The sequence below is a fragment of the Kordia antarctica genome (assembly GCF_009901525.1).
In the GTDB taxonomy this organism is placed as follows: domain Bacteria; phylum Bacteroidota; class Bacteroidia; order Flavobacteriales; family Flavobacteriaceae; genus Kordia; species Kordia antarctica.
Genome location: NZ_CP019288.1, coordinates 5,428,178 through 5,442,617 on the forward strand (window position 1 = coordinate 5,428,178; position 14,440 = coordinate 5,442,617).

Genomic DNA, 14,440 nt, shown 5'->3' on the forward strand with positions numbered 1-14,440 from the left:
ATCTTTTGAGAATGACAATTTTTCTAAGTTGAAGATATATTAAAAAACAACGATGAAGAGTTTGATCCTGGCTCAGGATGAACGCTAGCGGCAGGCTTAACACATGCAAGTCGAGGGGTAACAGAGGTAGCTTGCTACTTGCTGACGACCGGCGCACGGGTGCGTAACGCGTATGAAACCTACCTAATACAGGGAGATAGCCCAGAGAAATTTGGATTAATACCCCATAGTACTGTGAATCTGCATAGATTTATAGTTAAAGATTTATCGGTATTAGATGGTCATGCGTTCTATTAGTTAGTTGGTAAGGTAACGGCTTACCAAGACCGCGATAGATAGGGGCCCTGAGAGGGGGATCCCCCACACTGGTACTGAGACACGGACCAGACTCCTACGGGAGGCAGCAGTGAGGAATATTGGACAATGGAGGCGACTCTGATCCAGCCATGCCGCGTGTAGGAAGACTGCCCTATGGGTTGTAAACTACTTTTATAGAGGAAGAAACGCAGATACGTGTATTTGTTTGACGGTACTCTACGAATAAGGATCGGCTAACTCCGTGCCAGCAGCCGCGGTAATACGGAGGATCCAAGCGTTATCCGGAATCATTGGGTTTAAAGGGTCCGCAGGCGGTTGTTTAAGTCAGAGGTGAAAGTTTGCAGCTCAACTGTAAAATTGCCTTTGATACTGAATAACTTGAGTTATAATGAAGTGGTTAGAATATGTAGTGTAGCGGTGAAATGCATAGATATTACATAGAATACCGATTGCGAAGGCAGATCACTAATTATATACTGACGCTGAGGGACGAAAGCGTGGGGAGCGAACAGGATTAGATACCCTGGTAGTCCACGCCGTAAACGATGGTCACTAGCTGTTTGGACTTCGGTCTGAGTGGCTAAGCGAAAGTGATAAGTGACCCACCTGGGGAGTACGATCGCAAGATTGAAACTCAAAGGAATTGACGGGGGCCCGCACAAGCGGTGGAGCATGTGGTTTAATTCGATGATACGCGAGGAACCTTACCAGGGCTTAAATGTAGAGTGACAGGGGTAGAGATACCTTTTTCTTCGGACACTTTACAAGGTGCTGCATGGTTGTCGTCAGCTCGTGCCGTGAGGTGTCAGGTTAAGTCCTATAACGAGCGCAACCCCTGTTGTTAGTTACCAGCACGTAGTGGTGGGGACTCTAACAAGACTGCCGGTGCAAACCGTGAGGAAGGTGGGGATGACGTCAAATCATCACGGCCCTTACGTCCTGGGCTACACACGTGCTACAATGGTAGGTACAGAGAGCAGCCACCTCGCAAGAGGGAGCGAATCTACAAAACCTATCTCAGTTCGGATCGGAGTCTGCAACTCGACTCCGTGAAGCTGGAATCGCTAGTAATCGGATATCAGCCATGATCCGGTGAATACGTTCCCGGGCCTTGTACACACCGCCCGTCAAGCCATGGAAGCTGGGGGTACCTGAAGTCGGTGACCGTAAGGAGCTGCCTAGGGTAAAACTGGTAACTGGGGCTAAGTCGTAACAAGGTAGCCGTACCGGAAGGTGCGGCTGGAACACCTCCTTTCTAGAGCGACGAAGATAAATTAGAATTTAAAAGAGTTGTTTTTACTTAGCTGTTAATTAAGAAATTGAACATAATACAAGTAGAGTCTCATAGCTCAGCTGGTTAGAGCGCTACACTGATAATGTAGAGGTCGGCAGTTCGAGTCTGCCTGAGACTACAACTACTTAAAGTATTAGAGGAAATTCTAGAAGAAGACTATCCACCCAAAAGTCGGCAACAAGCGACTGCATATTGCAGACTGTGGACTGTTAACTTACAGAAATGGGGGATTAGCTCAGCTGGCTAGAGCGCCTGCCTTGCACGCAGGAGGTCATCGGTTCGACTCCGATATTCTCCACCAAGTTTCCGAGCAATCGGGAATCTCATCAATGTTAGCAATAACTAAGATGAGATACCCAATCAAGTTGGGTATAGAAAGTTCATTGACATATTGAGATAAAAGAGAAACGAGATTAATATTTTAATCTTCGAGTGAATAAAAATAATAAAGAGACAAAAGTACAATAAGCTAATTAAGGGCGTATGGGGAATGCCTAGGCTCTCAGAGGCGATGAAGGACGTGATAAGCTGCGAAAAGCTACGGGGACAGGCACATACTGATTGATCCGTAGATCTCCCAATGGGGCAACCCACTATATTGAAGATATAGTATCCGCAAGGAGGCGAACCCGGAGAACTGAAACATCTAAGTACCCGGAGGAGAAGAAAACAAAAGTGATTCCGCTAGTAGTGGCGAGCGAACGCGGAATAGCCCAAACCAATGTTGTTACGGCAATATTGGGGTTGTAGGACCACGATATTTGATGCTTACTAAATTAGAACTGTTTGGAAAGACAGACCAAAGAGGGTGATAGTCCCGTATAGGTAAGGTAAGTTATTGATAGTGGTATCCTGAGTAGCGCGGGGCACGTGTAACCCTGTGTGAATTTGGCGGGACCATCCGCTAAGGCTAAATACTCCTGAGAGACCGATAGTGAACTAGTACCGTGAGGGAAAGGTGAAAAGAACCCTGAATAAGGGAGTGAAATAGACCCTGAAACCATACGCTTACAAGCGGTCGGAGCGCATTTATGTGTGACGGCGTGCCTTTTGCATAATGAGCCTACGAGTTACCGTTGCTAGCAAGGTTAAACACTTAAGGTGTGGAGCCGTAGCGAAAGCGAGTCTGAATAGGGCGCTATAGTTAGTAGTGGTAGACGCGAAACCGTGTGATCTACCCATGGGCAGGGTGAAGCTGTGGTAACACACAGTGGAGGCCCGAACCGATATACGTTGAAAAGTGTTCGGATGACCTGTGGGTAGGGGTGAAAGGCCAATCAAACTCGGAAATAGCTCGTACTCCCCGAAATGCATTTAGGTGCAGCGTATTATTAGTTTTATAGAGGTAGAGCTACTGATTGGATGCGGGGGCTTCACCGCCTACCAATTCCTGACAAACTCCGAATGCTATAAAATGATGTAATGCAGTGAGGGCATGGGTGCTAAGGTCCATGTCCGAGAGGGAAAGAACCCGGACCATCAGCTAAGGTCCCCAAATATATACTAAGTTGAATAAACGAGGTTTGACTGCCTAGACAGCTAGGATGTTGGCTTGGAAGCAGCCACTCATTTAAAGAGTGCGTAACAGCTCACTAGTCGAGCGGTCGAGCATGGATAATAATCGGGCATAAGTATATTACCGAAGCTATGGACTCCAATGGAGTGGTAGGGGAGCATTCTATTTGCGCAGAATGTGGTCTGTAAGGACTGCTGGAGCGGATAGAAAAGAAAATGTAGGCATAAGTAACGATAATGCGGGCGAGAAACCCGCACACCGAAAGACTAAGGTTTCCTCAGCTATGCTAATCAGCTGAGGGTTAGTCGGGACCTAACGCGAACCCGAAAGGGGTAGTGGATGGACAACAGGTTAATATTCCTGTACCTGCTCACACTAAAAGTGACGGAGGCGAAAAGTTAGTGCGCACTGACGGAATAGTGCGTTGAAGAGAGTGGTAACACCTCGATAGTACAGTAAGGCTACGGCCGCGCTGATAATCTAGCAAATCGACTTCCAAGAAAACCGAGTGAAGCAGCCCGTACCGCAAACCGACACAGGTAGTTGGGATGAGAATTCTAAGGTGCTCGAGAGATTCATGGCTAAGGAACTAGGCAAAATCGACCTGTAACTTCGGGAGAAAGGTCGCCCATCTTCGGATGGGCCGCAGTGAAAAGGTCCAGGCGACTGTTTATCAAAAACATAGGGCTTTGCTAAATCGAAAGATGATGTATAAGGCCTGACACCTGCCCGGTGCTGGAAGGTTAAGAGGAGGGTTTAGCGCTTGCGCGAAGATCTGAATTGAAGCCCCAGTAAACGGCGGCCGTAACTATAACGGTCCTAAGGTAGCGAAATTCCTTGTCGGGTAAGTTCCGACCTGCACGAATGGTGCAACGATCTGGACACTGTCTCAGCCATGAGCTCGGTGAAATTGTAGTATCGGTGAAGATGCCGATTACCCGCAGCGGGACGAAAAGACCCCGTGAACCTTTACTATAGCTTCGTATTGACTTTGGATAAGTAATGTGTAGGATAGGTGGGAGACTATGAAATGCAATCGCTAGGTTGTGTGGAGTCGTTGTTGAAATACCACCCTTTGCTTATCTGAAGCCTAACCTCGCGAGAGGAACAGTGCGTGGTGGGTAGTTTGACTGGGGTGGTCGCCTCCAAAAGAGTAACGGAGGCTTCTAAAGGTACCCTCAGCACGCTTGGTAACCGTGCGTAGAGTGCAATGGCATAAGGGTGCTTGACTGAGAGACATACAGGTCGATCAGGTTGGAAACAAGAGCATAGTGATCCGGTGGTTCCGCATGGAAGGGCCATCGCTCAAAGGATAAAAGGTACTCCGGGGATAACAGGCTGATCTCCCCCAAGAGCTCACATCGACGGGGGGGTTTGGCACCTCGATGTCGGCTCGTCACATCCTGGGGCTGGAGAAGGTCCCAAGGGTTGGGCTGTTCGCCCATTAAAGTGGCACGCGAGCTGGGTTCAGAACGTCGTGAGACAGTTCGGTCTCTATCTGCTGTGGGCGTTAGAAATTTGCGTGGATCTGACTCTAGTACGAGAGGACCGAGTTGGACTAACCTCTGGTGTACCAGTTGTTCCGCCAGGAGCATTGCTGGGTAGCTACGTTGGGAAGGGATAAGCGCTGAAAGCATATAAGCGCGAAACCCACCACAAGATGAGATTTCTTTAAAGGGTCGTGGGAGATTACCACGTTGATAGGCTATAGGTGTAAAGGCAGTAATGTCATAGCCGAGTAGTACTAATTACCCGTAGGCTTATGTACTGGCTCTTGTTATTTATTTAACTCTTTTTTATCTCAATATGTTAAGATATTGGTTGCTAATTGTGGTGTAGTTGGTATTTTAAAGACTACTTCATTACAAATGGCAACAGATTCCCAATCAAGTTGGGAACTAAAGCTTAAGGTGGTTATAGCAATGGGGCTCACCTCTTACCATTCCGAACAGAGAAGTTAAGCCCATTAGCGCAGATGGTACTGCAGAAATGTGGGAGAGTATGTCGCCGCCTTTTTTTAAAACCCTTATCCATAAAAAGATAAGGGTTTTTTTTATGCCCTCTTTTTTAGCTTTTGAGGATGATTCTTAAGCGGATCAAGTCCAAAAGTTGTGGGATTTTAGGATTATGCAAAAATTGTAGTGAGTTCTAAAAAGAAAGAATTTTACGTTTCTAATACCTCTAAACTGTGCTCTAAAAGCTTTTATTTTAGCATTAAAGGATTCTGCTGAAGCATTTGTACTTCTATTATCAAAATAGTTGAGTATATTTTGATAGTGTATAGACATGGTTTCTAGCAATGCTATTGAAGCTCTTGAACTTTGCTTGTCTTACTTTTTCATCCCATTTAGCAAGTCTTATTAAAGCGGAAGTTTTATCTTTTGTATTATTGAATATCCAAGATAGGTTTTGACATAAATTGTATGCTTTTTCTAAATCAGGATATAGTTCAAAAAGTATGTCTGCTCTTTTAGATTGATTATCAGTCCATTTGCTACTTGATTTGTATAGTAAATATCGACTTCTAGCTAGTAATTGTTTAAGTGTATCTCCATTTGGTAGTAGTTTTGGCGTATATTTTAAGGAATTGTTTCTTGCGTTTTCTATGGCATCATTTTCACTATCAAGGGCTTCCCATCTGTGTTTTATTCTAATTTCTTATAATGCGTCTGAAGCTAATTTTCGCACGTGGAATCGATCTATGACCAGGGTAGCATTTGGGAACGATTTTTTAACAATGAGTCCCATGTTTCCAGCCATATCCAGCGTTACTTCTTTGACTTTTCTTTCGTTGTTTTAATGGAATTTTATGAAGTATTTTTATAACTGTTTCTGCTTTAGTTCCTTTAACCATAGCTATGATAGCGCCTTTTTTTCCTTTTGCTTTTTTATTGGTAACGATAGTATATAAATCTCCATTAGAAAAGGCTGTTTCATCTATTGAAATATATGCTCCAATATTTTTCATAAATAATAACCATTGTTTAGCATGTGGCTTTTGATTCCATTGCTTAAAATCACTTAGAGAGTCTTTATATTGTCTTTGTAAGCTTCTAGGTTTTACGCCGTAAAAATTTGCTACAAAGCTTGTGCTAGTTGGGTTATTACTGACTGATGTCTTTTAAAAAAGCAGCAAATTCACTAGTGATTCTAGTGCCTTTTGCTACCAATTGCCAATCTCTTGTGATTACTTTTTTAGAAGATTCATTGAGCCAACGCCGTCTAATTATATGCAGATAAACATTTTTTCCACGTATTGGGAAATCTTGAACAGTAGCTTCAGCAAAGAAACCTTTGGAGGTTAGTTTAACGTCTTTAAACTCTTGTGGAACATGGTTTAATTCTGTAAAATAGAAATGAAGTTCTCCTTGTTTAACTTCATGTTTTGTAAGCTTAAAATAGTCAACAAGAACTTCTGGTAATAATAATTTAACAATATCAATTGAGGTGTCCAAAATAGAAATAATTTAAAAAATCAAAGTTCAACTAATTTTATCTACTCCACAACTTTTTGTGTTGAGCCAAGGTCCGCCACATTTTGACTTTTATAATTATATTTTCATGGGATTTGAAAAACGTCATGTAGATTTGACTTCTCCAGAGCGAGATCAACATATGGAAAATGATTGTGATTTTGTAATTTCTGAGATTGCATTGCTAATAAGTTAAAAAATTTTAACTCAGTAGTTTTGAATTTGCTATTATATGTTGAAGATAATTTATGAGATGGAAATATTACTTTGCAATATTATACCTTGAGAGCATTGCTAACTCAAGCAAATCTCATACGGTTCATCATTATGCAATTTTGGGTATATTATATGGATCGTTTAGATATCGTTATTGTAGATGAAAATTTCGGATATAACCAAACAATACCAAACGCAGCTTTGAAAAATTCAAAAGCAAGCTAAAATATAGAATTCATTATTTTACGCATACCTTTAAATGCTAATATAATTGCTCCAGCGGCAACTAGAAGTCCAACTATTAATACAGGAATGTATAATGAATGCTCTTGGTTTTTAAACGCTGAATGCAAGATAATTGGTCCAGCAAACATGCATACTAGCGATCCTGCCATGAGTTTTATTCCTTTTGCTAATACTTCTTTATTTGTTCTTTTTGTCATAATTAGAGATTGCTAATCGCACATTTTTATGTTGTTCTAATAATTTTTTTGCTTCTTCTGATGAAACCTGTAGTTCGGACATAATCATTTTTACGCCTCTATCAACTAGTTTGTGATTGCTGAGTTGCATATCAACCATTTTATTTCCTTTGATTTTACCTAGTTGTATCATGACTGCGGTAGAAATCATATTGAGCACCAATTTTTGTGCAGTTCCGGCTTTCATTCTAGAGCTTCCTGTTACAAATTCGGAACCGACAATAACTTCTATTGGATGTTTTGAGACAGTTGATAATGGACTATTGTGATTACATGTAATACAACCTGTCAAAATATCATATTTATTACATTTTTTCAATGCTCCAATTACATATGGAGTTGTTCCAGAGGCAGCAATTCCAATAACAGTATCGTTTTGTGAGATTTTTTGTTCTTGTAAATCTATCCAACCTTGTTCCGTATCATCTTCGGCGAATTCTACTGCTTTTCTGATAGCTATATCGCCACCAGCAATGATTCCTACGACTAATTCATGCGGAACACCAAATGTTGGTGGACATTCTGAAGCGTCAACAATTCCGAGTCTTCCGCTTGTGCCAGCGCCAATGTAGAACAATCGCCCGCCATTTTTCATTCGAGTTACAATATTGAAAACTAAGTTTTCTATTTCAGGAATTACTCTTTCAACCGCCAACGGAACTATTTTATCCTCAGTATTTATGTTGATTAATAGTTCCGATACGCTCATTTTTTCAAGATGATTGTATTTCGAATCCAGTTCCGTTGTTTTGATAAATTCCATAGTTCAAAAATACATTATTTTGTGTACATATTGAATGGTTTTCTCGCGTTAGTGATAGGAACAATGTTGGAGCTCTTTTGCTAGAAGTCTCAGGAACTCGAAGACTGAGAGGAAAAAGTGACTGCGGATAGCTGTACCTTAGCTTAAGAAGTGAAAATAATCAGATAAAACAGAAAAGTCAGTATTCACGTGTGTTTACTCTTTTTAGAAAACCCATTTATTATATTTAGTTTTAATGAAATTTTAAAAAATGAATACGTTATCGAATACAATTTGACTGGTCAAAGGCAATTTTCTGATCCTAAAATCTATGATGCTGGTGGCGATTTAAACAAACGTTGGTATGTGTACTACTCCTATCGTGATCCTGAGACCGGAAAACTGAAAAGGCAACCTGCTATTTACAAAGGGGCAAATCGATTTAAAACCAAATGCGAACATCTCGAAATATTAATGGCTTTTAAATCAGCCTTAAAAAATCTTTTATCTCAAGGGTATAGTCCTTATGAAAACTACAAAGTTACTGAAGCTAAAATTGAGAAACTTGAAAAAGCTAAAACCACGGAATTAGAAAAATAAGTATAACCTAACAAGTACACTACTAAGAAAGCATTACATTTAACACTAAAATAAAAGCTACCATTATCTTATCAAATCGTGCAAAAATAACATTAAGAGGACATCTTAAACGTTTTGTTGCTTGGCTAGAACAGCAAAAACTAGACAACATTAAAAGCACAAAGCATACTCAGACGCTGAAATCAAAATGATGCGTGAATATATAGATCAAAAAGACCCGTATCTTATAAAATTCATTCAATTTATAGCGTATGCTTTTTTAAGAAATGTGGAAATATGTAGACTTATAGTTGGCGACATTGATTTGAAAAATAGATAGAACATGGAAAAGAAATAGATCTGAAAGTGGTTGATTTTTGTAAAAATGCAGATTTATTAATTCACGATGCGCAATACACAGACGAAGAATTGGAATTACATAGTAGTTTCAATCAAGCAATGACAACGGCAGAAAAAGCAAATGTCAAAAATTTAGTGCTTACACATCATGATCCGTCGCATGACGATATCTTTTCAGGAAATATAGAAAAAATGTGTCAAAATCGTTTTCCTTCTTGTCAATTAGCAAAAGAAAGTTTAGAGTTTACTCTTTAAAATAATTAAAATTAGTTTGATGTTTTTTCAATAGTGAGCTGAAATATGTTGTCTAATTAATGTAGGTTCAATATAAAAACAATATGTCACGAATTCTTTTCCGAAGTGTAGAAAGTAATAATAATTCTTTTTTTATGTATAGATATTTTTAGCTTTGTAAAAGTATTATCAATCAGAAAATGAAAAAAAATAACGTCGTTAACAAAACTACTGAAGCGGTTCACAACTTAAACGTTACGACCAAAGAAAGAATACGGAAAATCATAGAGGATAATGATACCAAATCTGGACGACTCTTTGATATTACAATACAAATACTAATTCTTCTTTCTATTGTGGTATATTGTTTTGGTACACTTCCAAACTTATCCCCTTTTTGGGTACAAACTTTAGATATTATAAATAATGTTTGTTATGTCGTTTTTACAATAGAATATTTTGCAAGGATCTATATTACCAAAAATAAATTGAAGTACATATTTAGTTTCTACGGTATTATAGACTTACTTGCAATTCTACCATTCTTATTCGCAAAACAATTTGATTTAAGAGCTATTAGAGCTTTGCGTATTTTCAGAATCATTAGTGCGCTTAGGATATCGAAATATAACAATGCAATTAGAAGGTTTGCCATTGCCTTGAGAATTATACGTCCAGAACTTACGTTATTTTTTATTTTAACTGGTATATTTATTTTCCTTTCCGCAGCAGGTATTTATTATTTTGAAAATGAAGCACAACCCGAACAATTTGCTTCTATCTTCCATAGTCTTTGGTGGGCTATCATAACGCTTACCACAGTTGGTTATGGAGATATTTACCCAATAACTTTAGGTGGTAGAGTGTTTACTTTTGTAATGCTACTTATTGGTTTAGGAATCATTACAATTCCGACTGGTTTAATTGCAAGTGCACTTTCATCTGCAAGAGATATTGAATTAGAAGAAAAGAAAAATAAAGAAGCACAAGCAAAATAATTTCAATCCTAAATCGCAAACACTTTCGGTGATTATTTTATAAAATATACTCAAAAAATCAGCGAGGATTTTCTATTCGGTTGTAATTTGTTAAATTAGGTGTTTAAACACGTTACTGTAAGCTAAAAAAACCTAGATGTCAATAGAAAACATACCTGAAATCTACATTAAGGATAAAAAAGTAAACCCTGATTTATTTGTTTACGACTTCAAAATGAATAATGATGTTGTTAAAAGTAAAGTCAATTTAGGGATGAATATGTTTAGTTTTTTACAAATTGGCAAAAAACAAGTACATTTTGCAGGAACAGCAGTTGCAGTAAATAAAGACCAATCACTATTACTCAAAAAAGGCAATTGGCTATGGACAGAGTTATTAGATACAGATGCAATTTATTATTGTAAACTTTTCTTTTTTTCAGAAAGTAAGCTAAAATATTTTCTAGATAAGCATTCTGAAAACCCAAGAATTGTAGAAGGCGAAACTCCATATTTTATAATTGCAAATGATACATATATCATATCCTATTTGAATTCATTATCTGCCATTAGTAGTGCTCCACCAATTTTTATGGAGAACCTACTTTCTGTAAAGTTTGAAGAATTAATGTTGTATTTAATTCAGAAATATGGAAGAGAATTTGAACTTTATTTACATTCATTAATAGCTACTGAAACTTCACTTATTAAAAAAATTGTAGAAAGTAAAATACATTCTAATTTAAAATTAGAAGAAATTGCATTTTTATGCAGTATGAGTCTGTCTACCTTTAAGCGTTATTTTATCAAAGAATACAAAGTATCTCCTGGGAAATGGTTACAAGACAAACGACTTCAAAAAGCAAAAGAAACTTTAGAACTAGGAAAATTAAAACCTTCTGAAATCTATTTAGATTTTGGCTACAATAACCTTTCAAACTTCAGCATAGCTTTTAAAAATAAATTTGGATTCAATCCAAGTGAAACTTCATAATATCTCTATTTTCAACGTAAAACCTGACCTTTTTTCATAAGTTATTGAACTGTTTTAGTAATACGATATAATGACTCTCATAGTACATTTGTATCATACTAAAAACAATACTAAAACATAAAATTATGAATATTACATTAGCACAGGCTGAAAAAATGATTTCAGTTGCAAAACAAAAATCTACATCATTAGACACAAAAATGAACATCGCAATTGTAGATGCAGGAGCAAATTTGGTAGCATTTGGAAGAATGGATGGCGCTTGGTTAGGTTCACTTGACATCTCTATTAAAAAAGCGAAAACAGCCCGTTATTTTGATATGAATACAGGTATTATTGGAGAATTGTCTCAACCTGCTGGTCCTTTATATAATATTGAACATTCTAATAACGGACTTATTACTTTTCCAGGTGGTGTGCCAATTAAAAACAAAGATGGCGAAATCATTGGAGCTATTGGAGTGAGTGGAAGTTCAGTTGAAAATGATCACGCAGTTGCAGAAGCTGGAGCTACAGCTATCTAAAACACAAACTAAAAAGAGGATAATTATGATTAATTACCCTCTTTTTTAAATCAACTAATTATGAAAAAAACATTCTATTTGTTCCGTTATATAAGCTGGATTGCAATTATAGGCTCACTTCTTGGCTCGCTTCTACTTTTTGTAGTTGGTGCTTTAAAAACCATTAATGCATTTAGAGTTGTTCTTTTCGATTACATTCCAAAAGACAAAGCACATTTACATACAGCCGATATAGCGACAACATATCTCATTAAATCTTTAGATACATTTTTAATAGCATTGGTGCTTTTCATTTTTGCTCATGGAGTTTACACTTTATTTATTTCAAACAAAAAGTATGATGATGGAAATGGTGTCTTAAAATGGATTAGAACACCAAATATTGGTCATCTAAAAAATGTCCTTGCCGAAGTTATTGTTATTATTCTTTTTGTAAAATTTCTTGAAGTGGTATTTGTGAATATCGATAATCTTAAATGGGAAATTGTAATACTTCCTATTTCAATTGTTCTTTTGGCTCTAGGTTTAAAGTTTTTAAGTCTAAATAAAGATGAAAATAACAATGAAGAATAATGATTTAAGAAGATATTTAGCCGAATTTATTGGCACGTTTGCTTTAGTTTTTTGTGGAACTGGAGCTATAATTGTAAATCAACAAACCGATGGAATCTTAGGTTTAGTAGGCATCTCTTTAGCATTTGGTATTATAGTGATGGCAGTAATTTATATTTTCGGTAACATATCTGGCGCTCATATAAATCCATCGGTCACTATTGCGCTAACAATAGAAAAGGTTATAACAAAAAAAGATGCTTCATTTTATATAATCGCTCAAATCATTGGAGCAATTATAGCAAGTGTTTTATTAAAATTTATTTTTCCAGAAAGTTCAACATTAGGAGCAACATTGCCATCTGGCGAACTGTTACAATCATTTATAATAGAAATGGTATTAACTTTCTTTTTAATGCTTACTATTTTAGGAATCACTTCAAAAAAAGAATTTTCAGCTATTGCAGGTCTTATAATTGGATTAGTTGTTACTGGAATTATTCTATTTGCGGGCCCAATTTCAGGTGGCTCATTTAATCCAGCGAGAAGCTTTGCGCCAGCAATTATATCTGGAAATATGACAGCACTTTGGATTTATATTACGGCTCCAACATTAGGTGCTATTTTAGCAATATTGATATGGAAATTATTTAACAAAAAAAATGAAAATGAAAGCAATACAACATATTAGTTATGGCGAAATCTCAGAAAGTATTATATTTTCTGAAATTGAAAAACCAACTATTAACAAGGATGAAGTTTTAATTGAAAGTTTTGCCGTTAGTGTAAATCCATTAGACATTAAGGTTGTAAATGGTAAATTAAAAGGATTAGGCAAATATACCTTGCCAGCAACAATGGGCTATGACGTAAGTGGTAAAATTGTTGAGAAAGGTGAGAATGTTAGCAATCTTAATATTGGAGACGAAGTGTATGCTTATGTAGCCAAGCAAGGTTCTTTTGCTGAATTTGTTTCAGTAAAAGAAAATATAGTAAGCTTAAAACCAAAAAACATCAGTTTTGAAGAAGCTGCAAGTTTACCATTGGTTAGCCTCACTGCTTCACAAGTATTAAAACGAGGCAAGCTAGAATCAGGTAATAAAATACTAATTCATGCAGGTTCTGGTGGAGTTGGTTCTTTGGCAATTCAACTAGCAAAGGCAAAAGGAGCTTATGTGTATACAACTACAAGTACAGATAATGTAGAATGGGTTAAAGCACTTGGAGCAGATCGTGTAATCGATTATAAAACTGAAGATTACAAAACCATTGTAAAAGATGCTGATATGGTTTTAGACACACTAGGAAATGAATATACCGAAGATGCTTTTAAAGTAATTAAAAATGGTGGAAAAGTAATATCGCTTGTTGGCCCAGTTGATAAAGAAACTGCCAACCGAATGAAACTAAATTTCTTTGCCAAACTCTATTTAGCATGGAAAAGACGTAAAGTCACAAAACAAATAAAATTAAAATCTGCATATTACAGTTTGCTTTTTATGAGAGCAAATACCAACCAATTAAATGCCGTAACTAATCTTGTAGAAACAGGAAAAGTAAAAACTAATATTGACAAAGTATTTCCTTTTGAAGATGCAATAAATGCTGTACTTTATGTTGATAAAGGAAGAACTAAAGGAAAAGTTGTCATTAAAATGAAATAAATCATGAGTAGAGGATTTGTAAAAGAAGACGATCAGGAAGAAATTCCTTTTGTATCACCAAGAGCCGATTTACCTCAAGGCGTTACCAATTACGTCACACAATTAGGATATAATGCTTTATTAGAAGAAAAAAAACAGTTAATTAATGAAAGATCAACCTTAACTATTTCTTCTGAAAAAGAATTACGAATTACAACTAATACTATCAATGCAAAACTAGTACAATTAGAAACTAGAATTTCTACAGCTAAAGTTATTGTTGTAAGCAACCAATACAAAAATGAAGTCCGGTTTGGTGCTGTAGTCGCTTTAAAAAATTTAAAAACAAATACCTTACAAACATTTCAAATTGTAGGTGTTGACGAAGCCAATATCGATCAAGAAAAAATCTCATTTGTATCGCCTCTCGCCAAGAAAATAATAAATAGAAAAGTTGGAGAACAAATAGAACTCGAATTACCAACAACAAAGAGTCTTCTTGAAATTATTAGTATTAAATATTAATGACTCGCGAA

14 protein-coding genes, 2 tRNA genes, 3 rRNA genes and 1 pseudogene are annotated in these 14,440 nt (G+C 37.0%); 14 read left to right on the forward strand and 6 right to left on the reverse strand.

Going from position 1 to position 14,440, the window contains the following annotated elements; translation table 11 throughout:
• Positions 1-49 precede the first annotated feature (49 nt).
• From IMCC3317_RS22780 to rrf, 5 genes are all read left to right on the forward strand, one after another.
• A 16S ribosomal RNA gene (locus IMCC3317_RS22780) occupies positions 50-1,573 on the forward strand.
• An 83-nt stretch (positions 1,574-1,656) separates the two neighbouring features.
• Positions 1,657-1,730, forward strand: a tRNA-Ile gene (locus IMCC3317_RS22785).
• Between the two features lie 106 nt (positions 1,731-1,836).
• Positions 1,837-1,913 (forward strand) — tRNA-Ala (locus tag IMCC3317_RS22790).
• A 161-nt stretch (positions 1,914-2,074) separates the two neighbouring features.
• A 23S ribosomal RNA gene (locus IMCC3317_RS22795) occupies positions 2,075-4,896 on the forward strand.
• 138 nt (positions 4,897-5,034) lie between these two features.
• A 5S ribosomal RNA gene (rrf, locus tag IMCC3317_RS22800) occupies positions 5,035-5,144 on the forward strand.
• The 16S, 23S and 5S rRNA genes sit together here with 2 tRNA genes alongside, the layout of an rRNA operon.
• Positions 5,145-5,224: 80 nt before the next feature.
• On the opposite strand, the gene IMCC3317_RS23925 is transcribed toward rrf, so the two are convergent.
• From IMCC3317_RS23925 to murQ, 6 genes and pseudogenes are all read right to left on the reverse strand, one after another.
• On the reverse strand, positions 5,225-5,416 hold the full coding sequence (locus tag IMCC3317_RS23925; RefSeq protein WP_449552960.1) for a transposase: 192 nt from the start codon (positions 5,414-5,416) through the stop codon (positions 5,225-5,227).
• A pseudogene (locus IMCC3317_RS23930) lies at positions 5,379-5,888 on the reverse strand (ISL3 family transposase). The gene IMCC3317_RS23925 and the pseudogene IMCC3317_RS23930 overlap by 38 nt, the downstream one beginning before the upstream one ends.
• Positions 5,860-6,096 carry a hypothetical protein gene (locus tag IMCC3317_RS23935; protein WP_449552961.1) on the reverse strand — a complete coding sequence of 79 codons (237 nt, stop codon included), beginning with the start codon at positions 6,094-6,096 and terminating at the stop codon, positions 5,860-5,862. Before IMCC3317_RS23935 ends, IMCC3317_RS23930 begins: the two are co-directional and overlap by 29 nt.
• A 136-nt stretch (positions 6,097-6,232) precedes the next feature.
• Positions 6,233-6,583 (reverse strand): ISAon1 family transposase N-terminal region protein, encoded by a 351-nt coding sequence (locus IMCC3317_RS23750; protein ID WP_160131761.1) that lies wholly within the window; start codon positions 6,581-6,583, stop codon positions 6,233-6,235.
• Positions 6,584-7,038: 455 nt separating this feature from the next.
• A complete protein-coding gene (locus IMCC3317_RS22820) occupies positions 7,039-7,260 on the reverse strand; it encodes a DUF6095 family protein (protein WP_160131762.1) in 222 nt (73 codons plus the stop codon).
• Positions 7,241-8,062 (reverse strand): N-acetylmuramic acid 6-phosphate etherase, encoded by an 822-nt coding sequence (gene murQ / locus IMCC3317_RS22825; protein ID WP_160131763.1) that lies wholly within the window; start codon positions 8,060-8,062, stop codon positions 7,241-7,243. Before murQ ends, IMCC3317_RS22820 begins: the two co-directional genes overlap by 20 nt.
• Positions 8,063-8,251: 189 nt before the next feature.
• Between murQ and IMCC3317_RS22830 the strand changes: the two genes are divergently transcribed.
• The 9 genes from IMCC3317_RS22830 (at position 8,252) to IMCC3317_RS22870 (ending at position 14,429) form a co-directional block, all read left to right on the forward strand.
• A complete protein-coding gene (locus tag IMCC3317_RS22830) occupies positions 8,252-8,641 on the forward strand; it encodes a hypothetical protein (protein ID WP_160131764.1) in 390 nt (129 codons plus the stop codon).
• 345 nt (positions 8,642-8,986) lie between these two features.
• The gene (locus IMCC3317_RS22835) at positions 8,987-9,235 is read left to right on the forward strand and encodes an MBL fold metallo-hydrolase (protein WP_160131765.1); all 249 of its coding nucleotides are present in this window, start codon (positions 8,987-8,989) and stop codon (positions 9,233-9,235) included.
• A gap of 179 nt (positions 9,236-9,414) precedes the next feature.
• Positions 9,415-10,212: an ion transporter gene (locus IMCC3317_RS22840; protein ID WP_160131766.1), complete on the forward strand. Its 798-nt coding sequence runs from the start codon at positions 9,415-9,417 to the stop codon at positions 10,210-10,212.
• 136 nt (positions 10,213-10,348) lie between these two features.
• Positions 10,349-11,185, forward strand: coding sequence for a helix-turn-helix domain-containing protein (locus tag IMCC3317_RS22845; RefSeq protein WP_160131767.1), 837 nt, complete (start codon positions 10,349-10,351; stop codon positions 11,183-11,185).
• 125 nt (positions 11,186-11,310) lie between these two features.
• Complete coding sequence (locus IMCC3317_RS22850; protein WP_160131768.1) at positions 11,311-11,709, forward strand: GlcG/HbpS family heme-binding protein; 399 nt, start codon at positions 11,311-11,313, stop codon at positions 11,707-11,709.
• A gap of 60 nt (positions 11,710-11,769) precedes the next feature.
• A complete protein-coding gene (locus IMCC3317_RS22855) occupies positions 11,770-12,282 on the forward strand; it encodes a YqhA family protein (protein ID WP_160131769.1) in 513 nt (170 codons plus the stop codon).
• Complete coding sequence (locus IMCC3317_RS22860) at positions 12,260-12,952, forward strand: MIP/aquaporin family protein (protein ID WP_228054890.1); 693 nt, start codon at positions 12,260-12,262, stop codon at positions 12,950-12,952. Before IMCC3317_RS22855 ends, IMCC3317_RS22860 begins: the two co-directional genes overlap by 23 nt.
• The gene (locus tag IMCC3317_RS22865; RefSeq protein WP_160131770.1) at positions 12,930-13,925 is read left to right on the forward strand and encodes an NADP-dependent oxidoreductase; all 996 of its coding nucleotides are present in this window, start codon (positions 12,930-12,932) and stop codon (positions 13,923-13,925) included. The genes IMCC3317_RS22860 and IMCC3317_RS22865 overlap by 23 nt, the downstream gene beginning before the upstream one ends.
• A gap of 3 nt (positions 13,926-13,928) precedes the next feature.
• A complete protein-coding gene (locus IMCC3317_RS22870; protein ID WP_160131771.1) occupies positions 13,929-14,429 on the forward strand; it encodes a GreA/GreB family elongation factor in 501 nt (166 codons plus the stop codon).
• Positions 14,430-14,440: the final 11 nt, after the last annotated feature.

Coding starts and splice junctions, on each gene's coding strand:
- IMCC3317_RS23925 (WP_449552960.1), bottom strand. CDS start 5,416: ATGTCTATACACTATCAAAATATACTCAACTATTTTGATAATAGAAGT.
- IMCC3317_RS23935 (WP_449552961.1), bottom strand. CDS start 6,096: ATGAAAAATATTGGAGCATATATTTCAATAGATGAAACAGCCTTTTCT.
- IMCC3317_RS22820 (WP_160131762.1), bottom strand. CDS start 7,260: ATGACAAAAAGAACAAATAAAGAAGTATTAGCAAAAGGAATAAAACTC.
- murQ (WP_160131763.1), bottom strand. CDS start 8,062: ATGGAATTTATCAAAACAACGGAACTGGATTCGAAATACAATCATCTT.
- IMCC3317_RS22840 (WP_160131766.1), top strand. CDS start 9,415: ATGAAAAAAAATAACGTCGTTAACAAAACTACTGAAGCGGTTCACAAC.
- IMCC3317_RS22845 (WP_160131767.1), top strand. CDS start 10,349: ATGTCAATAGAAAACATACCTGAAATCTACATTAAGGATAAAAAAGTA.
- IMCC3317_RS22850 (WP_160131768.1), top strand. CDS start 11,311: ATGAATATTACATTAGCACAGGCTGAAAAAATGATTTCAGTTGCAAAA.
- IMCC3317_RS22855 (WP_160131769.1), top strand. CDS start 11,770: ATGAAAAAAACATTCTATTTGTTCCGTTATATAAGCTGGATTGCAATT.
- IMCC3317_RS22860 (WP_228054890.1), top strand. CDS start 12,260: ATGAAAATAACAATGAAGAATAATGATTTAAGAAGATATTTAGCCGAA.
- IMCC3317_RS22865 (WP_160131770.1), top strand. CDS start 12,930: ATGAAAGCAATACAACATATTAGTTATGGCGAAATCTCAGAAAGTATT.
- IMCC3317_RS22870 (WP_160131771.1), top strand. CDS start 13,929: ATGAGTAGAGGATTTGTAAAAGAAGACGATCAGGAAGAAATTCCTTTT.